This window comes from Moritella sp. Urea-trap-13 (assembly GCF_002836355.1).
Taxonomy (GTDB): Bacteria; Pseudomonadota; Gammaproteobacteria; order Enterobacterales; family Moritellaceae; genus Moritella.
The window spans coordinates 1,138,854-1,161,941 of the sequence record NZ_PJCA01000031.1 but is presented as its reverse complement, the minus strand read 5'-3'; the positions used below and the strand labels follow the sequence as shown (position 1 = coordinate 1,161,941).

Sequence of the window (23,088 nt, the reverse complement as noted above, 5' to 3'; positions counted from 1 at the left end):
TTAGCAGTAAGATAGCGGCGAATTTATTTCTAAAGAGAATAATTAAGTCGCCGCTAAAGTTATTGCCAATAATAACGGTTATTTATGCAACCGCAGTATCACTGTTTTTGTTCTCGTGAAAACGTTTTTCACCGATATATGCGTAACCTAAACAAATGATAGAAGCGAAGCAAGAGCAGACTAATACCATAAAGCCGCCATCCCAACCGAAATGGTCAACGGTATAACCCAGTACTGCATTTGCAGCTACAGCGCCGCCGAGATAACCAAATAGACCTGTTAAGCCAGCCGCTGTACCAGCCGCTTTCTTAGGCGCAAGCTCAAGAGCATATAAGCCAATTAACATCACTGGTCCGTAAATCAGGAAGCCAATAGCAATTAGTGCTGCCATATCGATCATTGGGTTGCCTGCAGGATTAAACCAATAAACCAGTACGGCAATAGTCACTAGGGCCATGAATAATATACCCGCTGGTGCACGACGACCTTTGAATAATTTATCTGAGATCCAACCACAAAGTAGGGTGCCTGGAATACCTGCCCATTCATATAAGAAATAAGCCCAAGAAGAACCGTCTACGGTGAAACCTTTAGCTTCTTTTAGATACACAGGGGCCCAATCTAAAACGCCGTAACGGATCATATACACAAAGGCATTAGCAATTGCGATCGACCACAGCAGTTTGTTATTGAGCACGTATTTGAAGAAGATTTCTTTTGCGGTCATTTCTTGTTCATGATCTTTACTGTAGTCATCTGGGTAATCATCTTTATATTCTTCGATTGGTGGTAACCCACAAGATTGTGGCGTATCACGCACCGTGAACCAGACAAATACGGCGACGATTACAGCAAAGAAAGCAGGAACATAAAATGCAGCACGCCAATCATCGTTAAACGCCCATAATCCAAGCAAGAACATCGGGCCGATTAGCCCGCCGCCCACATTATGTGCGACATTCCAAACCGAGACTAATTCGCCACGTTCCTTTTTAGACCACCAGTGCACCATGGTTCTACCGCAGGCAGGCCAACCCATGCCCTGAAACCAACCATTTAAAAATAATAAAACGAACATGGCGGTGATACTGCTGGTTGCCCAAGGCATGTAGCCAAAAGTAAACATCACAGCAGCGGACATTAATAACCCTGCGGTTAAAAAATAGCGTGGATTAGAGCGATCGGAGACACTGCCCATTAGGAACTTAGATAGACCGTACGAAATAGAGACAGCCGATAATGCGACACCAAGATCGCCACGGCTAAAACCTTGTTCAATCAAGTATGGCATTGCCAAACTGAAATTTTTACGAACTAAATAATAGCCTGCATAGCCAAAGAAAATACCAAAGAATAACTGCCAGCGTAAGAATTTATAGGTGGAGTCAACTTGATCTGCGGGTAAACGAGCAATATGCTCTTTCGGTTTGAAAATACCAAACATTTATAACCTCGAGTTTCAACGTGTTGATGGTTTTTAATAACCATTTTATAGGGTGTGATGTTCGTTCGAGCGAAATCGAATGGATTCTATTTTCTTTTGACTGTTTTTGATGTGACTGAGATCGAATAAACATGTGTTTAAAATCAGCGGGATAGCCTGGGTGTATAAACATATTTAAATAACCTAGTGATTTACGCGTTTGTAAATTAATCGTGACAGCTTGTTAAGTCAGGTTTTAACTACTCATTTAGTGGTGCGATGGCTCTATCTCGGTGTTTCATATGTATAAAGTGTAAATAATTTGTGCCGTTTATGATTAGATTTATATTTTATTGATGCCGTGTCTATAGGCTAAAAAGTATCCCATAACAACGACTAAAGGTGATTATAGGGTAGGAGCAAGAAGGCATTTCATTTGAAATCCAATAATCATTTGAAATTCGATAGATACTGGCATAGTATTTCGCTTTTAACCTAAGTTAATGGGCGTTTTCTAACTATTATGCAGAGTATCTTAAAATCCCTGACGGCTGAGCTATCTAACTGTATGCATTCCGATCGTTTTCGTTTTAAACGTCGCTTGCAAGCAGCACAAAAATTACCTTCTGAAAAGCAAGAGAAAACCGTTGAGAAACTGCAACAAGACATTGCAGCATCGGTAAGCCTGCGTCAGTCGCGTATTGATAACTTACCTGTAGTCTCTTATCCAGAATCTCTGCCGATTAGTCAGAAACGTAACGATATCGCCGAAGCCATTTTAAATAATCAAGTGGTAATTATTGCCGGTGAAACAGGGTCGGGTAAAACCACTCAGATCCCTAAGATATGCCTCGACCTCGGGTTAGGTATTGATGGCATGATAGGTCATACGCAGCCTCGACGACTGGCTGCGCGTACTGTTGCTAATCGTATTGCCGAAGAGCTCGATTCAGAGCTTGGCGAGCATGTTGGTTATAAGATCCGTTTTAACGATAACGTCAGTAAGAAAAGTTATATCAAGCTAATGACTGACGGTATTTTACTGGCTGAGATCCAACAAGATCGCTTCTTAAGTAAATATGACGTCATCATTATCGATGAAGCCCATGAACGTAGTTTAAATATTGATTTCATTCTTGGTTATTTAAAACAGTTACTTAATCGTCGACCAGATTTAAAAGTGATTATTACCTCTGCGACTATCGACCCAGAGCGTTTTTCTAAGCACTTTAATAACGCTCCTATGATTGAGGTGTCTGGCCGTACTTATCCTGTAGAAGTGCGTTATAACGCCTTAGCAGAGCAAGAAGATGGCCACGAACGCGATCAAATCCAAGGTATTGTTGAGGCAGTAGATGAACTGCAGAGCGAAGGCCTAGGTGATATTTTAGTCTTCCTTAACGGTGAACGTGAGATCCGTGATACTGCTGATGCGTTAAACAAATTAAAGTTACGTGACACAGAAGTATTACCGCTATATGCACGCTTGACGAATGCAGAGCAAAATCGAATTTTCCAAAGTCACGTTGGCCGTCGTGTGGTGTTAGCGACCAACGTGGCAGAAACATCATTAACTGTGCCGGGCATCAAGTATGTGATTGATCCAGGTACTGCCCGTATCAGCCGTTATAGCTACCGCACTAAAGTACAACGCTTGCCTATTGAAGCTGTATCACAGGCGAGTGCAAATCAGCGTATGGGTCGTTGTGGCCGTGTTAGTGCTGGTATTTGTATTCGCCTTTACAGTGAAGAAGATTTTAATAATCGTCCTGAGTTCACCAATCCAGAGATCCAGCGTACCAACCTTGCTTCCGTTATTTTGCAAATGCATGCTTTGGGGTTAGGGGATGTTGCTAATTTCCCATTCGTACAGCCACCAGATAGCCGTAATATTACCGATGGTCTGAAATTGCTGGAAGAGTTAGGCGCGATTGATATCAGCAATGCTGATCATAATAAGCGCCTGACACCGGTTGGTATCGCCTTGGCTAAGTTGCCGATTGATCCGCGACTTGCGCGTATGGTGATGGAGGCAAATACCAATGGTTGTTTAAATGAAGTAATGATTATTACCGCGGCTTTGTCGATTCAAGATCCACGTGAACGTCCTATGGAAAAACAACAAGCGGCCGATGAGCAACATCGTCGTTTTTATGATAAAGAATCCGATTTTATTACTTTCTTGAATCTTTGGAATTATGTCAAACAGCAGCAAGATGAACTCTCTTCATCGCAGTTCCGTCGTTTGTGTAAGAAAGATTACTTGGCTTATATGCGCGTGCGTGAGTGGCAAGATATCTACTCGCAATTGTCGCAAGTGGTGAGAGAACTTGGCTTTATCGTTAATCCAGTCAAGCTTAACGAAGAGGGTGAGATCAGCAACAGTGATAACATCCACAAAGCATTGCTAGCAGGTATGCTAAGTCATGTTGGTTTTAAAGATAAAGACCAAGATTACACTGGTGCACGTAACAGTAAATTTAATATTTTTCCTGGCTCAGGGTTATTTAAAAAACAACCTAAGTGGGTGATGGTTGCCGAGTTGGTGGAAACATCGCGCTTATTTGGTCGTATTGCTGCCAAGATCCAACCAGAATGGATTGAACCGCTGTCCACCCATTTAAATAAATCAACTTACAGTGAACCACATTGGGAAAAACGCCGTGCTGCGGTTGTTGCTGCTGAAAAAGTTACCTTGTATGGATTGGTTATTGTAGCTAAGCGCATGGTTAACTACAGCCAAATTGATCCAGCGATATGTCGTGAAATATTTATTCGCAGTGGTTTAGTTGAAGGTGAATTCAACACCAAACATGCGTTCTTCAAGCACAACATGGCCGAAGTGGAGCGTATTCACGAACTAGAGCATAAATCGCGTCGTCGTGACATTCTGGTCAGTGATGATGATCTATTTGGCTTCTATGCGGATGTGATTCCTGAGCACGTTTGTTCTGGGCGTCACTTTGATAGCTGGTGGAAAAAAGAGATCCTGCAAACACCGGATCTATTAACGTTAACCCAAGCACGTTTGATGAAACATGATGCAGAGTCTATTACTGCACACAGTTATCCAGAATTTTGGACTCAAAACAGCTTTAAGTTCAAACTAGAATACAACTTTGAACCGGGTACGGTTGAAGATGGTGTTACGGTGATTATTCCGTTAGCGATCCTCAATCAAATTAATGAACAAGGTTTTGATTGGCAGATCCCGGCGTTACGTGAAGAATTGATTATTACCATGATCAAAGCGCTGCCAAAAACATTGCGTCGTAATTTTGTGCCAGCCCCTAATTATGCGGGTGCGGCATTAGAAAATATGGATCCTAGCCAAGGTGAATTAGAGGCTAGTTTAAATAAGCAATTGTTACGCATGACAGGTGTACGGTTAGACCAAGATGTGTGGGAATTATTAACGTTGCCAACGCATCTTAAAATGCATTTCAAGATCGTTGATGAAAATCTTAAGAAGATCAGTGTTGGTGATGATCTCGGCGCGTTAAAGCAACAATTACAGGGTAATATTCAACAAACCTTAGTGAAAGTGGCTGATAAAGGTATTGAGAAAAAAGACCTTATTACTTGGGACTTTGGTAAATTACCTGCTGAATTTAAACAAAAGCATGGTGGTTATGAAGTTAAAGCCTATCCAGCATTAGTTGATAACAAAAACTCGGTTGAAATTAAGCTGTTCGATCATCAAGAAGATGCAGCGGTAGCCGCGAAAGCGGGTTTACGTCGGTTGATTTTACTCAACGTACCGTCACCGATTAAATACCTTGAGCAGAAGTTACCGAATAAAGCCAAACTTGGGTTGTATTTTAATCCGTTTGGTAAGGTGACAGACTTGATCCATGATTGTATTTCTTGTGCTGTGGATAGCATCATCGCCACGCAACCAGCACCGAGTGATGCCGATAGTTTTGAAGCATTAAAAGAATTGGTGCGTGCGAATCTTGCTGATGAAACCGTTGAAGTAGCGAAACAGGTTGAGAAAATTTTAACCGCTGCTCATCAAGTGCATAAGCAACTTAAAGGCAAAGTATCGTTAGATATGATAGTTGCTAATGGTGATATTAAAGCGCAATTAGGTAACCTTATCTATAGTGGCTTTGTGACTCATACTAGCGTTAAAAAATTAGCGGATGTACAACGTTATATTGGCGCTATTGAACATCGTTTAAATAAACTTAAAGCTGATCCTGTGCGTGATCGTGGTAATGCAGTGGCGGTTCAACCACTATTAGCAAGCTATATCCAGCTAACGAAAATGCCTAGATTAACGCTTGCACAACAAAATGAGTTATTAAAACTACGTTGGATGCTTGAAGAGTTACGTGTATCGCTGTTTGCTCAGCAATTAGGAACAAGTTACCCGGTATCCATTAAGCGCGTTAAAATGGCGTTTGCAGACTTTAAAGCGGGTTTGTAGGCATTATTCAGGCGTTATGTAATAAACCGTATTAGTCTATTGTCACAGCATTAGACTATGCTAAAAATGTAAAAAGGAAGCAATATCTTAATCATGGTAGATTAAAATTGCTTCCTTTTTTTGTTTATAAGACCCACCTATCACGGCCATTTTCTTTGGCTTGATAGAGTTTTTCATCTGCTTGTAACATCAGACTCTTTACGGTCATGCTTCGGTCAGGGATCTGGCTGATGACACCAAAGCTCATGGTTACAATTGCATGTTCGTCGATACCTTCATGGCTAAGTTCTAATGAACGAACCGCATTAACTAACTTTTCAGCGACTAACTTTGCCCCTGCAGTATCAGTATTGGGTAATAACATACAGAATTCTTCGCCACCATAACGAGCCACTAGCTCAAATGGTCTACGCAGCGAATTATCAAGTATAGAGGCCACTGCTTTTAAACATTCATCACCTTGAATATGGCCATAGTGATCATTGTATTTTTTAAAGAAATCGATATCAGCAATAATAAAGGTTAGTGGTTGTTGATGACGCTGTGCACGTGCGAGTTCTTTCGCTACTGTGATGTCTAAATGTCGACGGTTGGCAATACCGGTTAAACCATCGAGAGTGGCAAGACGACCTAACTCTTCATTGGCTAACTCTAAATCGTTCTTGGTTTTTAAGAGTTGGGTACGCATTGCGGCAATGCGTTCCATGGCGGTCATTTTTGCGATGAGTATTTGTTTTTGGATGGGCTTTGGTAAGTAATCATCACCACCTGCTTGAATACCAATCATCACATCTTCTGGTGCTGTTTTACCACTCAGGAAAATGATAGGCACCCAGTCAGCGAATTGTTGGCGAATTTGTGTTGCTACTTGATAGCCATTAATGCCAGCCAGCACCACTCCAAGTAATACAATATCTGGATTACATTTAGCAAAAAGTGCGATGCCTGTTTCACCGTTCTCAGCGTCAAAGACTTCGTGATTAAGATGTTGTAAGTATGAGCGAATAATTACTCGTTCAATCTTGGAATCATCGATTATGAGGATCTTCATCGGCAGTCCTTGCTCTATCTAGTCGTTATTCAATGTACGGATCTAATAACTAAATATAGCAAGTATCTGTTTCGTTAGTGTAATTTTTTATTGCTCTGTATCACACACTCTGTGTTATAGCTTTTCATCGTGGCTTTAACTTGAAATATTTCGTCCGCTGTTAGCTCGTCATCCCAGGTTACGACTGCTGAGATAGTCGGGCTTTGAGCAGCTTTCAATAATGTGTGGAATTTATTATTGATTTTAGCCTTGTGAATGATTAACGCACTATTAGCGCTAATACCATGCTGTGACAACAGTGCAGCGGTAAGCGTCATTGGCGGTGCAATGATAGCAGTCCATTGACCATGGTTATCTTCAATTACGGCGTTATCAGCATTAAGGAAGTTATTGTTATGTGCAGAAGCGTTCGCGTTATATATAAAAGATTTAGTTTGCATGGTCGATACCTGTTGTTACATCCAGTGGTTTTATATACAGTAGTATTTTAGGCAGGTGTTTGCAAGTATTTATTACTTTTTATATTAAGCAATATGAACGGTTATTTATTTTATTGTTAATTATCAGTTGGTTGGTTTTTTATTGTGATTGTGAAATCTGAGCTCAATGACACTTTGTTATAATTAATACAGTAGATTACTCGCGAGTGGTGAGATATACAGTGCTCGTTTCTATTTTTATACAGTGGTTTACACAGTTGTTGTATGTGCTGACGTAATGTTGAATTGAGGTTCGATTAAGTAGCCCTGTTGATACAGGGCTTTTTATTGCCGTTACTTGTAGCTGTGTTGCGATTTAATTTTTTCAGCAACCAGTTCTGCCCAGTGTTGATAGATGACAGGTCCTGGATGAAAACCATCTTCAGCCATATCCTCAGGGTTTAATTCCGCATTGATATCAATTAACTGACAATCAACTTGGCTGTCAATTAGAGTCGTTAACTTACGGTTAAATTGTGATGCTCTTGCACCTAGATAACGTCGTAACGGTTGCGGTAGTGCAGGAAACTGACCCATGGGTGGTACTTGGGTGATAAGGATCTGTTGGCTGTTAAACTGCTCTCGTAATCGGGCGATTAAATCTTGTTGTTGTATTATCCAAGCTGATGCGGGTAGGGTGCCAGTGACATCATTTACACCTAATGAAGTGACGATAATATCGAAAGTTTGCTGGGGTTGTGCCGATAGCATTTTCAGGCTGTCTAATGTGGTATGCCCTGATTTAGCTAACAACAGCCAGTCAACCTGATAACAGTCGGATAATGCAGAAACTAAGTTTCCTGTTAATGCTTGCGATTGATTATCGACGCCAACACCTGCTGCAGCAGAATCTCCGACAATAAGCAGTCTTATTTTTTGTCCTTCACCAGTGATACCGGAACGTTCTCCAGCTGCTTCAGGCAGTTTTGGCGTTACCTTCTTTACATAACGGCCTTGCGCAATGATGATTGGCGCATAGACGACTTTAGTTAACAATTTACTTAATGATTTGAACATGAAACCTCCTTGTTTCATCCATCATAGCAATACCGAGCTATATTTACACTTAGGTTGTTTTATGTTTAATTGGAGTTAGCTATGTCAAATCATCATACTTACAAAAAAATTGAAATGGTCGGTTCATCTAAAACTAGTATTGAAGAAGCGATTCGAAATGCCTTGGCGGAGTGTAATAAAACGGTTAAAAATATGGATTGGTTTGAAGTGACTGAAACCCGTGGTGACATTGTTGATGGGGCGGTAGGGCACTTTCAAGTGACGTTAAAAATAGGTTTCCGTATTAGTGATAGTTAGTTTATTGCAATGCGCTACATTATAAGGAAGTAACAGATGGGTAAAATAACAGGTGGCTGCTTATGCGGCGCGGTTAAATTTGAAGTGACTAATGATTTTAGTCAGTTTCATTTGTGTCATTGTCAGCAGTGTCAAAAGATCACCGGCTCTGCTCACGCATCCAATCTATTCTGTCAGCCTAGTCATGTTACCTGGTTAGCGGGAACGGATAAAACCAAGCGTTTTGATTATCCCAACCGTCATTTCGCCCGAGTATTTTGCACCGAGTGTGGTACTGGCGTGCCGTATTTAGTCAATAAAGGCAAAACCTTAATCGTGCCTGCGGGTTCACTGGATGTCGACGAAGATACTGTGCTCAATGTAGCGCCACAAGACAATATATTTTGGCATGAGCGGGCACCTTGGTACGATGCGGCTTTAGATGCGCCGACGTTTGCCGGTTTTCCAAAATAAGCCATTGTACTTGTCTATTGAATCTTAGTTGTCCGAACTCAGCTTCATTTAAGGTACTTTCTGAGCGAGATAAAGACCTGCAATATACTAAATAAATGCTTAATGGCCTTTCTCCCAAATCTGATTATTGAACATATTTGGGAGAGCATAGCTACGTGAATACCTAGTTGCGGTGAACATAGTCATGACGTTTTCTGTTACGTTCCTTATAAACGTCATCATCATGCCTACTTTTCTTCCTGCATCCTACCGTCTGGATAGAATCGGTTCCGGTAAGGAGCTGACCGTCAAATGTTTCACCAGTTAGTGTCACTTCACTGTCTCCGCAAGCTATACCTGTTTGTGATAACTTAAATTTAAGTAACAGGTCGTCAATCCCGTCGTCATTAATATCACGTTCTTTGTGGCGTTTTGCTTGTGCGCCGTCGGGGCCAAATTCAACGCTGGATACATCGATTTGTGATGCGGGATAAAACGGCAAATCAGGGTCATCGTCTGACAAGATAGCGACCCAAATTTTGCCTCGTTTACGCGGGTTGATGACGTTGTGGCTGTTACCGAGTTTAACCTTGATGTCAACGTCAATTGCGTCAGGAAGAGCAGCTATGTTGGCAGAATTACTAACAGGCCCACCCATTGCCCATGCATCTGATGTTATGCCCAGACAGATTTCGGGCTGTTCTGCGGTAGCCGTGGTACCTGAGTAATAGTCATGGGTAAACCCTGATTCATTATTATAGATGGAATTTGGAATATTCGGATTTTGTGCGTTTTCATCCACCCAAACATAGAATTCACCTGTTTCGCAATTGACATACTGTTTTGGCTCCGCATGGTTGCCGACGGTGGGTTTGGGTGTTATCCCCATAGCATCAAAATGAAAGAGGATGGAATGGCCCCATTCATGCTTAAACACGTTGCGGTGGCCACGGGCTATGGCAGCATCAATTTGCATCGAGACATACGTTTGGCCTGTACCCGTGTGCGCTGCGAGACCATCAGCAAATCCGATCCAGGTATCTTCGCCAGTCTCTGTATCGGTTGCCCTAGTGTCCCAAATCACAATCACGGAATCAAATCGCGGATCACGATCCGAAGCGGTATCTATCTTTGACGGCCACCAGCCGCTACCAACTGGACTGAGTTGAGTTAGTGCATGATCCGGGTATCGAACGGTTATCTCAGGGATCATATTACCACTGGTCAAGGCAGGAATATCGGTTTCAACAAATGCTGTGGCAGCCTCTGTGGCCCGATCCATTTCATCCTGGGTCATAGACGCAACGTAATGGTGGAAGATGCCTTCACCATCAGTCATCTGAAAATCGGTGTTTTGATAGATAAGTATAAGGATCTTCCAGCTTGGAGCTGGGTCCATAGGAACAAGCCGTTTGAGTTGCAGATCATCAAACCAGGCTGTGCCGGTAGTATCCCCGCCTGTTGCGCCAAGACGGGCACCGATGATAATCTGTATATCATCATCGGAGCTAAATAGCAGGCTGTTGGGAGTCCAATCTTGGCTGCCAAATACGCCGGTTGAATGTTCCCAGTGTCGGGGGCCTAATAGCGACAAACTGGCACCTGGAGAAGTTGCAACGTTCTCCGTTTTTATCCAACCGGACAGGGAGTACCAGCTGTTGGATTCAACATCGACCGTTTGGATCCACCTTGCGTCATTGGTAACTGGCGCATCAATCTTTACACTCTTATCACCTATTCGTGCCTGGGTATCATCCCAGGTGAAAATGGCAGATGAGAACCGCCATGCGTCTTTTCCCCAAGACGTTGGGGTTTCTGTCGGGGAATAGTCACCTTCTTCAAAGCTGTTGTTTAAGATGAGATTAGGGATACAATTTTCATTTTCTACGCTGCATCCTGGCCAGTCAATTGAGTTTGATGGCAAGGGGAGAATTAAAGTGATAAATAACACACCCAAAGATAATAAATATTTCATTTAGCTATCTCCTTTATCGGTATTTTATCTCGTGTAGCCTATTTGCTTATAAGGGAACTGCGAGGTTAGTATCGGGCAGCAGTCATGGATGCTCTGCTATTGGGTGGCAAAGCTTAAGACAGGTTTGCCCCCTTTATGTGTACATTGATTGCCAGCCTAATAATCTGTGCCTCGCAATTGAAAATATAGTAAAGATCAGGCATAAATCTAGTCTTATCACTTGATGCCAAGCAAGTCATCGTGAATATCTGTAGCAATCTTGAAACCAGATAACGCTAGTTTTTGCTTTACCAGTGTTGTGAAAGTAGTTGTTGTCGGCTATAGCTTTTACATGCGAAATCTAAAATGTCTAGTGGGGTATTCTATCAACGGTAAACCTGCTTCGTCACCTTGTTGACCATCGAACTTATGATCCCTCATGCTCAATCGCTGAAAGACAAACGACGCGAGGTACGTGGACTCAAGGATCACATCCGTAGTAAATTCAATGCTTCTGTGGCAGAGGTGGGTTATCAGGATAAATGGCAACGTACTACCTTAGCGGTCGGCCTTGTCGGCAGTGACAAACACCTGCTGGAATCAACTGCCGCCAGGATCTGAACCCTTTGTGCAGAGGCTGCTGATACCACCATCACGGCTATCGAACAGGAGTGCCTACAGTTCGCCTTTTTGCCTCGTGATTATGCTATGTCTGATGTTACAAATTTTACATTACTTGACCCTAAAATGCCTATTTTAGTGACTGTTATTAATAAGGTTAATCCAAGATCTTATGCGGCGCATACTAAAAAAGCAGGTGATAACCGATACATATCAGCGTTCACCTGCTTTTTATTTAAATAGTCATAAACTGTAAATAATCATTAACCGCAGTCGTTAATTATTTAGCACTAACTTCGGTATCTATTTCTACTTTATCAACCACATGGTTATCACCTAAATCATCAGGTAATACTAAGTTTAAGATAATAGCCACGATACCGCATAGACTAACACCTTGCAGGCTGAAATCGCCAACACCAAATGCCATACCACCAATACCGAATACTAATGTCACCGCCACAATGATTAAATTGCGCGACTTATGCAGGTCAACACGATTGGTAATTAAGGTATTCAGACCAACTGTTGCGATTGTACCGAACAGTAAGATCATGATGCCACCCATCACAGGTATCGGGAAGGTTTGCAGTAACGCGCCGAGTTTGCCAACAAATGCCAATACCAGTGCGATCACAGCCGCCCATGTCATGATGACAGGGTTAAATGCTTTGGTTAGCATCACTGCGCCAGTTACTTCACTGTATGTGGTATTTGGCGGCGCACCAAACATAGATGCAGCCATTGTTGCTAGTCCGTCACCAGCAAGGGTACGATGTAAGCCAGGTTTTTTCAGATAGTCTTTACCTGTGGCATTGGAAATAGCCAGAATATCACCGACATGCTCAATCGCAGGTGCTAGCGCAACGGGGATCATAAATAAGATGGCATTGATGTTAAATTCTGGGTAAGTAAAGTTTGGTAGTGCTAACCAACTTGCTTGGCTAACAGGTGCAAAGTCAATAATGCCATAAGCTAGGCTAGCAATATAACCTGCAACAATACCAGCCATAATTGGGATCAGTTTAAGTAGACCTCGGCCAAACACACTGACTGCAATTGTGGTAAATAATGAGATAGCAGCAATAATGATCGCGACTTCATTATCTATTAGCTGTATTGCACCGTCACCAGTTTTACCCATAGCCATGTTGACGGCAACAGGAGACAAACCAAGGCCAATCACCATGATCACCGGACCAACCACAACAGGAGGTAATAATTTATGAATAATTGCCACACCGCGGAATTTAATCACTGCCGACAATAATACATAGGTGAAACCCGCTGCCATTAAGCCACCCATGGTGCTAGCTATGCCCCAGGTTTGCACACCGAACATGATCGGGGCAATAAAAGCAAAAGAAGAAGCAAGAAAAACAGGAACAGAACGTTTAGTTACAACTTGAAAAACCAACGTACCGAGACCGGCACCGAAAAGTGCGACATTTGGATCCAGACCTGTAAGCAGGGGAACCAGTACTAGGGCACCAAATGCGACGAATAGCATCTGTAGACCTTGCAAAATTTGCATTATTTTATCTCCATTTTTAAATAAACGGCTGGAAGGTAGCATAAAGGAAACGTCATTGATATTAAAAATAGATAAAACCACGACTTTTTGGGTAAGAGGTCAATTTTGCGGTTATTATGTGAGAGTGCGTCACTAATGTGCGGTTTGTTTAAAACCAAAATCATGGCATTATATTACCTATTATCATTTGTTTAACCCTATCTTCTAATCGATGTCGAATACACCGCATTCATCGCTAGATAACAACCGCATTAAAAGTTGGATTTCATGATCACCGACACCCGTATCATCGACATAGTATCTGCTCACCATTTGTTCTCAGCACTTACCGATGTTGAATTTAAGCAGTTATTCAGTACTGCCAAAACATATACAGTTGAGCCATTAGAAAACGTGTTCCATCAAGGCGATAAAGCCAATTGTTTTTATCTCGTGCTACAGGGACACCTTAAAATTTACCGCACCAGTCCAAGTGGCCAAGAGAAAGTGGTTGAAGTGATGCGCGAAGGAAATACTTTTGCTGAAGCACTGATGTTTAAGAATAAACCCTTCTATCCTGTTGCTGCACAAGCGGTATCGACAAGTGAATTAATCGCGTTTGATAATAGTACCTATCTTAAAATACTTAAAAGTAACCCTGAAGCGGGCATCGCAATTATGGCGAATATGAGTATTCGTTTGCACCATAACCTTTCTGAAATTGAAATGTTATCGGTGGAAAATGCGAAGAACCGTTTGTTGTTATTCTTAATGCAGAATATTCAAAACAAAGACGGAAATGAAGGCGTTATCGAACTCGATATACCGAAACGCACACTGGCGTCACTGTTGTCTATCCAACCGGAAACTTTTTCGCGGTTACTGAAAAAACTAGCTAAAGAAGGCCTAATCGAAGAGAAAAGAGGCCATATTCGTATTATCAATATTGATGCCTTGTATGCAGCTTCTGATATTCCAGTGCAAGCAGTGATGGGTGGCAATTCATGAGCAACGCCGTTCAGGTGATCTCATTTTCTAATTTAGCCTTTGCGTTTATTCCAGTGCTGGTGGCGCTGGTTATTTTAATGCAGTGGCGCTTGCCGATTAAAAATGGTTTGTATGCATTATCGCGTATGCTGATTCAATTATTGCTAATTGGTTATTTCTTGTCATACATCTTCGAATCCCATAGTGCGGGAATTGTGGTGTTCGTGTTGTTAGTCATGGTGATCGCCTCCAGCTGGATCGCCTTGGGAGCAGTGCCTGAACAGCGTTGGAAAATGTACAAGTATGCATTACTGTCTGTAACACTTGGTGGTGGCTTTACCTTATTTGTCATGAGTGCGGGTGTGCTTGGGTTAGACCCTTGGTACAGCCCACAATACATGGTGCCGTTAGCAGGGATGGCATTTGCCAATGCGATGAACAGTGTCAGTTTGTCTGCCGAACGTTTACAGGCCGAAATGGCGCGCGGTGAAGATTATTTTGTGGCACGGCGTATTGCCTTAAAAGCCTCGTTAATCCCCATCACTAATGCCTTATTTGCTGTGGGATTAGTGTCATTACCTGGGATGATGACAGGGCAGATCTTATCAGGTGTATCACCCTTTATTGCGGTACGTTATCAAATTATGATCATGTGCATGTTGTTTGGTTCATCGGTTATTTCAGCTGCATTTTTCTTATCTCTGATAAAACCAGTGATGTCTACTAAGCCTGTCATGTCGATTAAAGACTAAATTGTACAATACTTATATCTGTACTTATGGTCATGGCGATAAACACGATTTTAAATTAGAGGTTTTAATGAAAATAGCTAAATTATGTTATGTCTTTTCGATGCTACTTTTGGGTGCCGCTAATTCTGCACACGCAACCTCATCGGTTTGGGAAATTATTCGGGTAGATAACAGTACAAACAGTAACGGTAAAAACAGTATCTACTTAGGTGGCACTGTACACGTTTTAACGGCTGAAGATTATCCTTTACCCGTTGAATTTGACCGTGCCTATGCATTGACTGATGTATTGGTATTAGAAACGGATATGGCGAAATTAGACAGCCCTGAGTTTCAGCAAAGCATGTTAAGCGAGCTGAGTTATCCTAAAGGCCAAGATGTAACGCAACATTTAAGCCCTGATACATACCAGCAGTTGGCAGCATTTTGTGAGTCTCGTGGTATTGGTATGCAAGTTATTAATAACTTTAAACCCAGTATGATCTCGTTAATGTTAACCATGGTTGAGCTGCAAAGACTTAACTTTACTGGTATTGGAGTTGATAAACACTATAACGAAAAAGCTGTTACTGACGGTAAAGCGTTAGGTAAATTAGAGACGGTAGAGGAACAATTAGCGTTTATTGCAGGCCTGGGAAAAGGTAAAGAAGACGAACTGATCCGTTATAGTCTTGAAGATATCAAAACATTACCGACGTTTATGACTGAGATGAAAACCGCGTGGCGGGATGGTGATCCTCAAGCGCTAGTTGATCTTGCTATTACTCCTTTAATTGCCGATTTTCCTGACATCTATCAATCACTGTTAGTGCAGCGTAATAATAATTGGATGCCGCAAATTGAAGCTATGTTTAACAACCAACAGACGGAGTTGGTATTGGTAGGCACGCTGCATTTAGTCGGTAAAGATGGTTTATTACAGCAATTGCAAGCGGCTGGTTATACGGTGAAGCAACTGTAAAAGGCAGATAAACTGACGAGTTAGTCACTCGTCAGTAAAAATTGGCATTGGTTTATTGGTCGATATTGATAGTTAGGATATGATGTTTGTTATCTAATTATCACTTTAAAGACAACCAATGCTGAATTTTTTTCGTTTTAAGCCACTTATTGATGACGACAGTTGTGAATGGATGTTTGACACTTTTGAGTGGGCGTTAACTCATTTCGACCAACAAGAATTCTTTCAGCGCAGTCAGTTGATCCAACCAACTAATGACTTCTTTCCGGGTAATATCGACAGTCGTCAAGGCATGGCTGAAACCATCTTTAACCATGTGGTCAAATATGCTGGGTTGAGTCATTGGCCGCTACAATTACAAGCACCGCAATTATTTAGTCCGCAACCGCCAGCATTACTTGATTTATCCGCTGTGCAACGAAATTCTTCAGGGATAAGCACCTTACCTGCGTTAGTGGCAGCTCAGCCTTTGGCGATGACGTATAATCCACAACAAGCATCTAAACCGGGTGATTTAGCCTCTAGTTATGCCCATCACTTAGCGCAACATGTGGTGGCACAGTCACAGCAATTACCACCGGGTGGCGCTGAGGATTTTAATACCAGCACCGAGATCGTGGCTATTTTTATGGGTTTTGGTGTGATGATGGCGAACTCTGCTTATACTTTTAGAGGCGGCTGTGGCAGTTGTTATAATGCTCAAGCCAATCGACAAGCAAGCTTGTCAGAAGACAACGTGGTGTTTGCATTAGCTTTGTTTTGCCGATTGAAAGGTATTCCTACAGGAGACGCAACACGTAATTTAAAAGGTTATTTAAGGCGTGATTTTAAACAAGCATTAAAGCAAATTGATCGACAACCAGCGCGTTTACAACAGCTATTTGAATTGAAGTCGTCATGACACTGCAGCTATACCGCAACGTAGATAAGAATGAGAGGGTGAATGATCAAATTTGGACGAGTTAAAGTGAAACTTCAATCGAAAGCGATGTCGAAATGGAGCATGACTTGTGCGATGGCCGTATTGCTAAGCGCATGTGCCAGCGATGGTCGATATGATAATACTAATAGCGAGGCTGTATCACCGGATAAAGCGATTGAGCAAGTTACACCAGCTATCTCAAAGCCAACTCGAAGGCTTGGTCCAGAGCCAACGCCCGGCTTTAAACGTAAGATGTTAGCCGCAGTGAATGCTGCGCGTGTAGGCGGTTATACTTGCGGTAATCGCAAAATGCCTGCCGTGGCCCCTGTGATATGGAATGAGCAATTACAGCAATCGGCTTATGCTCATTCACAAAACATGGCAGAAGGTGATTACTTTAATCATCGAGATAAACAAGGTAATCGAGTCGGGGAGCGTACTTATGCTGCGGGGTATAATTGGCGTGCAGCGGGAGAAAATATTGCTGCAGGTCAGCTTGAAGCGAGTGTGGTGATTAATGGTTGGTTAGGCAGTAAAGGGCATTGCTTGAATATTATGGATGCGGAGTATTCGCAGATGGGTATGGCGTCTTATAGCAATAAAAATTCCTATTACGGGATTTATTGGACGCAAGTATTAGCGACCCCTTTTTAGCGAAGCCCTTATAGCAAAAAACCCTACTAATGATAAGTAAGGTCTTTATTTAAAGAGTCAGTATTATTAACTACTCTGAATCTTGTTCTGTTTCTTCAACTTTCTTAGTTTCTTCATGATCTTGTCCGCCGCAGCCACCACAACAACTCATAATAATATCCTCTTTATTCGATTAATTTAGTGTTAAGCAAAATACTCAACCACTATAACCAAGTGTTTAATTCAAGTAATTGACTAATGTCATGTCGGTTAATAAAGGGGTCGTTTACCTTACTTTCCAAAATTGATAAACTATTGTTTATCAATAAATAAATAAAGAAAAATAAAGTTTTAGATGCACGCTGTTATTTTACGCTGCGCAGGTCGTCTTCATTCAACAGACAACACCACAGGATTAAAAATGGAATTTTCGTTTGAAAAAGTGACTCTCAAGGATCTCGATACGCTCCTTGTATTAGCAGTGTCAGTTAATGAAGAACATGTTGTACCTTTGCTGGATAAACAGGGTAAGGAAGCCATTAGAAGTGCGCTTAAATCTGATATCGAACAGGTAATTAATACCGACGTTTATTCAGCGGTTAAGGCCGTTATTGGCAATGAGATTATTGGTTACATAGCTTGGCGAGAAGGAAACTATATTGGTCAACTTTATGTGAAGACTCTATATCATGGTTTTGGTGTTGCGAAACAACTCGTCGAGGCAATGAAAACCATTAGTGGGGCAAGATTAATTCGCGTTAAAGCCTCTATCTACGCACTTGGGTTTTATAGCAAAGTAGGCTTTATAGCGATGTCGGAGGAGCAGAGTATTAATGGTATCCGCTATGTACCCATGGAGCTTACTGTGTGACATTGGCCGACACATATAACATATGCGCATAGAGTGCATCACTGTATCACTATACTTTAAGGGCTAAGCGAGTTTACCGCGCAGTGCGATATCCCAAACGTCGACAACAATTTCATTTTCAACCACATAGAATTGTCATGCAAGTTAATAGTGGGATCGCAATGCGGTACAATCATTTCAATGACAGCACCGACGTTAGGTAAGTTCTCACCCGATACTTTACCGTGCTCGTCACCAAAATAATGCCATTCATAGCTTAGAGCATCACAGTTACGGCCATCATGACTGATGATTTGTGGATGAGTGGCTTCTTTGTACAAGGCTTTGGTGCCCGCGTCCACTGTGACATGGGTGCTATGGTTTGCACTGATAACACTAGTCAGTAATGTCATCGCAGGTTGAAAATGACCAGCACGATTATCAGTACTGTTACCGACACTATATTCAATATCGAAATATTCCTTATCCATCACTGTGTATGAACCGGGCTGTATTTCGGTCACAGAGGCTATATCACTGTCTATTTCATCGGTACCTGTACCTGAGCCTGACTGGATCAGATTAACTAAACCTGTTGCCAGCTCTATATCTTGCTTTAACTTACCGGCTTTATTCAATAGCGCCGCTGACGCTTGTTTTCTTTCGTCATTATCAAAAATGTGTTGGAAATGTCCAGCGTAACACTGAATGCCTTTAAGCGTAGTGTACGCATTGTTATGTGCAAATAGCGCTAAGTCTAAGGCTGTGTCAAAAGAAGCGCCTGTTCGACCGATACCGGCGTCTATATCAACCAGCAGGTTAATACTGATATTAAGTTCGCAGCCCAATTGGTTTAACTGAGTTAGGTTAGCTTCAGAGTCCACGACGAGCATTGTTTCTGGTGCTAATTTTAAGATCTTAGCTTTGCGGACATTTTACTATGAAAGTGCCTTATTTAATATTCAGTAACCTTGTCACAACGGGAATACATGACTTTCCTGCATTTTTGTTTCCTTCAACTAAAGCTGAAACAATAGCCCCTTCTTTAAGCATAAAAATAATGTCCGTAAGCGTACTAATTTCTTCAGGTGCTTCTATAAATAAACGAATTTTGTTGGTTATTAATGATCTTATTTCTTGTTTATGTGAACGACAATATTGACGAATTGGAGAGTCGACAACACTGTATTCGGCTGCCGTATTGATAAAGAAACAACCTCTAAATACGCTAAGTTCTGGCACTTTGTTATTAAACCAATCATCTAAACCGTAAAAAAGCGCAAGTATGGATTTTTCACCAGAGGATTCACTATCAAGGGTCATTTTAAACCATTGATTAAAAATGTCGTTTCGATATATAAGTGTTGCTAATACAAGATCATCTTTACTAGAAAAATGATTATATAGCGTTTTCTTCGCTATACCAGATTGCTTCAAAATTTCATTAATCCCAACCGAATTAATCCCGTGAGTATAAAAGAGCTGTAAGGCGGTTTGAATTAATATTAATTTTTTTTCATTCATGAATAACTCCTATTATGAAATATGTTGACACATGTAGACCAGTCTGTCTACTATGTCAGGGTAGACAGACTGGTCTACTTGAGGGGGAAGTAATATGAATCACATTATCTTTTCGTTAATTGCAGGAACCTTTGCCACACTCACTATTGGTGTTTTGGCTTATCTTGACAGTGTTACAAGTGCTACATTTTGGTTAATGGCGCCCTTTGGAGCCTCAGTTGTTTTGGTCTTCGGTGTACCTAAAAGTCCGCTAGCACAGCCAAAAAATGTGATTATTGGACATTTTTTAACGGCATTAATCGGTGTCTTGTTTGTTGAATATGTTGGCGTTTCACCTTGGTCTCTGGCACTTGCAACAGGGTTGGCGGTCAGTGTTATGCTGCTTACAAAAACAACGCATCCACCCGCTGGCGCAAATCCGATGCTCATCATGTTATCAGGCCAAAGCTGGGCATTCTTATTTAGCCCTGTGTTGATCGGAGCATGCATAATTGTTTGTTTAGGTTTAGTATTAAATAAATTGAGGTTAGCGTATTTTGAGAGAACTTAATAAAGGAATATGATGACAAAATGTTTACTGTTTGATTGTGACGGTACTTTGGTTGACAGTGAAAGGCTGAGTAACTTAGGCGTCGTCATTAAGTTTGATGAACTTGGCATAAAACTTGATGCTGACGAACTGATGGCTCAATATCGGGGTTGGGAACTCGCTAAAGTATTTGAACAATTGTCTGCAGAGTTTGGTGTTACATTACCGAGTCACTTTGTAGCAGAATACCGAACTGTCGTCGCAGGGCTATTTGATTCAGAGTTACAACCAATAGCTGGGATAAAAGCGGCGTTAGACTTACTTCCTGGCCCTAAAGCGGTTGTGTCTAATGGACCAGCTGACAAAATGAAGCAAGCATTAGCATTGTGCGGTTTAACTCGCTATTTTGGTTCTAATATCTACAGCGCATACGATATCGGTATTTGGAAACCAGATCCTGCCATCTATACATTTGCTGCAAAAGGTATGGGCTTTGATAGTAAAGATTGCATCGTTATTGAGGATGGTCTGGTTGGTGTTGAAGCTGGCTATAATGCTGGTATGCAGACATTGTTTTATAATCGTTTTAATCAAACGTGTGCTTTTTCATCCGTAGTAACTTTCAACGCTATGGATGAACTACCAAGGTTGCTCAATGGTAGTTAGTGATCACTGCTACTATCATTTTTATCGCTAACAGGCTCAGTAATAATTTAATGATGAATAATAAATGATTGTTGTCTGCGAGGCTACGTAATTTAGTGCCTGCGTATGAGCCGATGATTGAGCCTAGTACCATGTAAATGAGTAAGCTTGCGTGTTCAAAAAATGAAAATCCAATGAAGCCAAATACTAAAATTTTCGCCACATGACTAATGCTCATAAACGTCGAACTGGTGGCGATGATCTGATTCTTACAAGTAAGCTCTTTGGTTAATACACTCGTTGCTATAGGTCCTGTGGCACCGACAATAAGACCTAAACCTGTTTGTAATAAACCAATGATATAATAGCTCTCGTATTTTCTAATGAAGCTCGAAAAACGCGTACTCCATAGATTTAGCAAGATATAGATACCAATAGCAATAGGGATATAAGTGCTTGAGATATTAGCCAGTAATAAGCCAAATAATATAGTGCCGACTAAGGAACCAACAAGGAACTTAGGTAATAGTGACCACTGCACGTCTTTAATGGAAAACAGCATGCGCGATGAATTACTGGCTAACTGAGTAATACCATGAATAGGAATGATCGTACTCGGGTGTAAATATAACGGGAGTAGGGCAATCAGCAACATGCCGCCGCCAAAGCCTAGCACTCCAGCAATAACAGAGGTAAGGAACGACGCTAATCCGAGTGTATATTCAACGGGCAAAACGTCTATTCCTATCTATAAGTACCGCTATATCTAACTTGCTCACGGTACTAGGCGGTTAATCACTGGTATTTTAACTAACATCATCGTACACATTAATGACAATATCATTGTCACTAGCGTAATGATGGGGATCGCTAACCAGTTGCTGCCAAAAGCACTGTAAAAGCCGTTATCTAGCTGTCTTACCGGAATTAATAGCAGCGGATGGAGTAAGTAAATACCCAAGCTGTATTTTGAAATAATGAGTACGAAGGCTCTAAACTGGCCTTGGATCTTATCAGCATAAGTCTGTGCTAATACAAACAACATGCCACCAATCAAAACAGTATTAAGGGTTTTATAACCCATGAATAAACTACTGTATTTACCTGTGTCTATTGCTAACTGCCAAGTGCCGAAGAAGTTAAACACCAGCATGCTGATACCGGCTATTACCCAATATTTTAGCTGCGGCTTGTTATCTCGATTAAATAGATACCAACCTAAAATTAAGTAACCAGTATACAAAATTAAATTTTCTTGTAAAAAGCTATCTACCTTTAACCACTTCATTGAAAACAATACCATCCAAGTGACTAACAACAGTTTAATTAACTCCGGCGTGGCTTTTTTCAATAACGGAATCAGCAAAGGAATAACAAAATACAAGGGAATGAAGTCATAGAAAAACCACAGATGATACCAAACGGGATCATTCGGCGCGCTAGAGAGGATATTCATAGTCTCGCTGACAGACCAAGTGCTGGTGAGTAAATCATTCATAAAAAAACCGCCAACGACAGCGTAAATTAATGTCCATCCGATGAAAGGAACAGCCACTTTTGATAAGCGCTTAACTAAATAATCTTCACAATTGAATGCCCGTTCAGTGGATAATAATAACGCGCCAGTGATCATCATGAATACCGGTACTGCCCAGCGTGTCACACTATTAATGCCACTTGCTGCTAGCCAATCAGAATGCGGAATATCGCCATATAAAAAGCGAAAAGGGCCTAGTACATGTATAGCTATTACAGCAAAAGCGGCAATAAATCGAAGAAAGTCGATATAAAAAATAGACGGACGTTCTTGGCCCATAAATAAATTCCTTATTAAATTAACTGGCAGTCGCGTTGTAATGCTTTAATTATAATATAGATACGGTTAGTACCATGTAAAATAAACATACTAGAGAAATAGCCTAGTGCCGTCTACTGATGATTTTTGGGTGAGACAATATTAGTGGAGAATGTTAGCGGAAAAATTTAGCTGTTCATGTGTGATGGGGTTGTGAAGGCGGGTGGTGAGCGAGAGGTGAATTTAAGGGCCCGAAGGCCCCATTTCATTA

The 23,088-nt window shown here is 41.4% G+C and carries 22 protein-coding genes; 12 read left to right on the top strand and 10 right to left on the bottom strand.

Going from position 1 to position 23,088, the window contains the following annotated elements:
- Positions 1 to 82: 82 nt before the first annotated feature.
- Positions 83 to 1,444 carry a glycerol-3-phosphate transporter gene (gene glpT, locus CXF93_RS13210; protein ID WP_101062953.1) on the bottom strand — a complete coding sequence of 454 codons (1,362 nt, stop codon included), beginning with the start codon at positions 1,442 to 1,444 and terminating at the stop codon, positions 83 to 85.
- Between the two features lie 502 nt (positions 1,445 to 1,946).
- Between glpT and hrpA the strand changes: the two genes are divergently transcribed.
- Entirely contained in the window at positions 1,947 to 5,855 is a 3,909-nt protein-coding gene (gene hrpA, locus CXF93_RS13205; protein WP_101062952.1) for an ATP-dependent RNA helicase HrpA, read from the top strand.
- A gap of 124 nt (positions 5,856 to 5,979) precedes the next feature.
- Here the strand turns inward: hrpA and CXF93_RS13200 are convergent, their stop codons facing one another.
- The 3 genes from CXF93_RS13200 to CXF93_RS13190 form a co-directional block, all read right to left on the bottom strand.
- Positions 5,980 to 6,906 carry a diguanylate cyclase gene (locus CXF93_RS13200; protein WP_101062951.1) on the bottom strand — a complete coding sequence of 309 codons (927 nt, stop codon included), beginning with the start codon at positions 6,904 to 6,906 and terminating at the stop codon, positions 5,980 to 5,982.
- Between the two features lie 74 nt (positions 6,907 to 6,980).
- The gene (locus CXF93_RS13195) at positions 6,981 to 7,346 is read right to left on the bottom strand and encodes a hypothetical protein (RefSeq protein ID WP_101062950.1); all 366 of its coding nucleotides are present in this window, start codon (positions 7,344 to 7,346) and stop codon (positions 6,981 to 6,983) included.
- 333 nt (positions 7,347 to 7,679) lie between these two features.
- Entirely contained in the window at positions 7,680 to 8,402 is a 723-nt protein-coding gene (locus CXF93_RS13190) for an SGNH/GDSL hydrolase family protein (RefSeq protein ID WP_101062949.1), read from the bottom strand.
- Between the two features lie 81 nt (positions 8,403 to 8,483).
- Here CXF93_RS13190 and CXF93_RS13185 point away from each other — a divergent pair, with 81 nt between their 5' ends.
- Positions 8,484 to 8,699 (top strand): dodecin, encoded by a 216-nt coding sequence (locus CXF93_RS13185; RefSeq protein WP_101062948.1) that lies wholly within the window; start codon positions 8,484 to 8,486, stop codon positions 8,697 to 8,699.
- Between the two features lie 36 nt (positions 8,700 to 8,735).
- Positions 8,736 to 9,152, top strand: a complete 417-nt coding sequence (locus CXF93_RS13180) for a GFA family protein (RefSeq protein ID WP_101062947.1) — start codon at positions 8,736 to 8,738, stop codon at positions 9,150 to 9,152.
- A 163-nt stretch (positions 9,153 to 9,315) separates the two neighbouring features.
- Here CXF93_RS13180 and CXF93_RS13175 read toward each other — a convergent pair whose 3' ends face one another.
- Positions 9,316 to 11,106, bottom strand: a complete 1,791-nt coding sequence (locus tag CXF93_RS13175) for a hypothetical protein (protein WP_101062946.1) — start codon at positions 11,104 to 11,106, stop codon at positions 9,316 to 9,318.
- Positions 11,107 to 11,496: 390 nt separating this feature from the next.
- Between CXF93_RS13175 and CXF93_RS22480 the strand changes: the two genes are divergently transcribed.
- Entirely contained in the window at positions 11,497 to 11,706 is a 210-nt protein-coding gene (locus CXF93_RS22480) for a DUF503 domain-containing protein (protein ID WP_369832216.1), read from the top strand.
- Between the two features lie 280 nt (positions 11,707 to 11,986).
- Here CXF93_RS22480 and CXF93_RS13165 read toward each other — a convergent pair whose 3' ends face one another.
- The gene (locus CXF93_RS13165; protein ID WP_198551658.1) at positions 11,987 to 13,240 is read right to left on the bottom strand and encodes a uracil-xanthine permease family protein; all 1,254 of its coding nucleotides are present in this window, start codon (positions 13,238 to 13,240) and stop codon (positions 11,987 to 11,989) included.
- 267 nt (positions 13,241 to 13,507) lie between these two features.
- Here CXF93_RS13165 and CXF93_RS13160 point away from each other — a divergent pair, with 267 nt between their 5' ends.
- The 6 genes from CXF93_RS13160 (at position 13,508) to CXF93_RS13135 (ending at position 18,345) form a co-directional block, all read left to right on the top strand.
- The gene (locus CXF93_RS13160) at positions 13,508 to 14,227 is read left to right on the top strand and encodes a Crp/Fnr family transcriptional regulator (RefSeq protein ID WP_101062944.1); all 720 of its coding nucleotides are present in this window, start codon (positions 13,508 to 13,510) and stop codon (positions 14,225 to 14,227) included.
- The gene (locus CXF93_RS13155) at positions 14,224 to 14,958 is read left to right on the top strand and encodes an ABC transporter permease (protein ID WP_101062943.1); all 735 of its coding nucleotides are present in this window, start codon (positions 14,224 to 14,226) and stop codon (positions 14,956 to 14,958) included. Before CXF93_RS13160 ends, CXF93_RS13155 begins: the two co-directional genes overlap by 4 nt.
- Positions 14,959 to 15,025: 67 nt before the next feature.
- Entirely contained in the window at positions 15,026 to 15,919 is an 894-nt protein-coding gene (locus CXF93_RS13150; protein ID WP_101062942.1) for a TraB/GumN family protein, read from the top strand.
- 118 nt (positions 15,920 to 16,037) lie between these two features.
- Positions 16,038 to 16,820, top strand: a complete 783-nt coding sequence (locus tag CXF93_RS13145) for a hypothetical protein (RefSeq protein WP_101062941.1) — start codon at positions 16,038 to 16,040, stop codon at positions 16,818 to 16,820.
- A 42-nt stretch (positions 16,821 to 16,862) separates the two neighbouring features.
- Complete coding sequence (locus CXF93_RS13140) at positions 16,863 to 17,495, top strand: CAP domain-containing protein (protein WP_198551657.1); 633 nt, start codon at positions 16,863 to 16,865, stop codon at positions 17,493 to 17,495.
- A gap of 400 nt (positions 17,496 to 17,895) precedes the next feature.
- Positions 17,896 to 18,345 carry a GNAT family N-acetyltransferase gene (locus CXF93_RS13135; protein ID WP_101062940.1) on the top strand — a complete coding sequence of 150 codons (450 nt, stop codon included), beginning with the start codon at positions 17,896 to 17,898 and terminating at the stop codon, positions 18,343 to 18,345.
- Positions 18,346 to 18,401: 56 nt separating this feature from the next.
- On the opposite strand, the gene CXF93_RS13130 is transcribed toward CXF93_RS13135, so the two are convergent.
- Together CXF93_RS13130 and CXF93_RS13125 are read right to left on the bottom strand one after the other, a co-directional pair.
- Positions 18,402 to 19,217 (bottom strand): alanine racemase, encoded by an 816-nt coding sequence (locus tag CXF93_RS13130; RefSeq protein WP_232784202.1) that lies wholly within the window; start codon positions 19,215 to 19,217, stop codon positions 18,402 to 18,404.
- Positions 19,218 to 19,275: 58 nt separating this feature from the next.
- On the bottom strand, positions 19,276 to 19,848 hold the full coding sequence (locus tag CXF93_RS13125) for a TetR/AcrR family transcriptional regulator (RefSeq protein WP_101062939.1): 573 nt from the start codon (positions 19,846 to 19,848) through the stop codon (positions 19,276 to 19,278).
- A 94-nt stretch (positions 19,849 to 19,942) separates the two neighbouring features.
- Here CXF93_RS13125 and CXF93_RS13120 point away from each other — a divergent pair, with 94 nt between their 5' ends.
- On the top strand, positions 19,943 to 20,398 hold the full coding sequence (locus CXF93_RS13120) for an HPP family protein (RefSeq protein ID WP_101062938.1): 456 nt from the start codon (positions 19,943 to 19,945) through the stop codon (positions 20,396 to 20,398).
- Positions 20,399 to 20,407: 9 nt separating this feature from the next.
- Entirely contained in the window at positions 20,408 to 21,043 is a 636-nt protein-coding gene (locus CXF93_RS13115; protein ID WP_232784201.1) for an HAD-IA family hydrolase, read from the top strand.
- Here CXF93_RS13115 and CXF93_RS13110 read toward each other — a convergent pair.
- Both CXF93_RS13110 and CXF93_RS13105 read right to left on the bottom strand, forming a co-directional pair.
- On the bottom strand, positions 21,030 to 21,755 hold the full coding sequence (locus tag CXF93_RS13110; protein ID WP_101062936.1) for a sulfite exporter TauE/SafE family protein: 726 nt from the start codon (positions 21,753 to 21,755) through the stop codon (positions 21,030 to 21,032). The genes CXF93_RS13115 and CXF93_RS13110 overlap by 14 nt on opposite strands.
- Before the next feature lie 42 nt (positions 21,756 to 21,797).
- Positions 21,798 to 22,838: an acyltransferase gene (locus CXF93_RS13105; RefSeq protein WP_101062935.1), complete on the bottom strand. Its 1,041-nt coding sequence runs from the start codon at positions 22,836 to 22,838 to the stop codon at positions 21,798 to 21,800.
- Between the last annotated feature and the right edge of the window lie 250 nt (positions 22,839 to 23,088).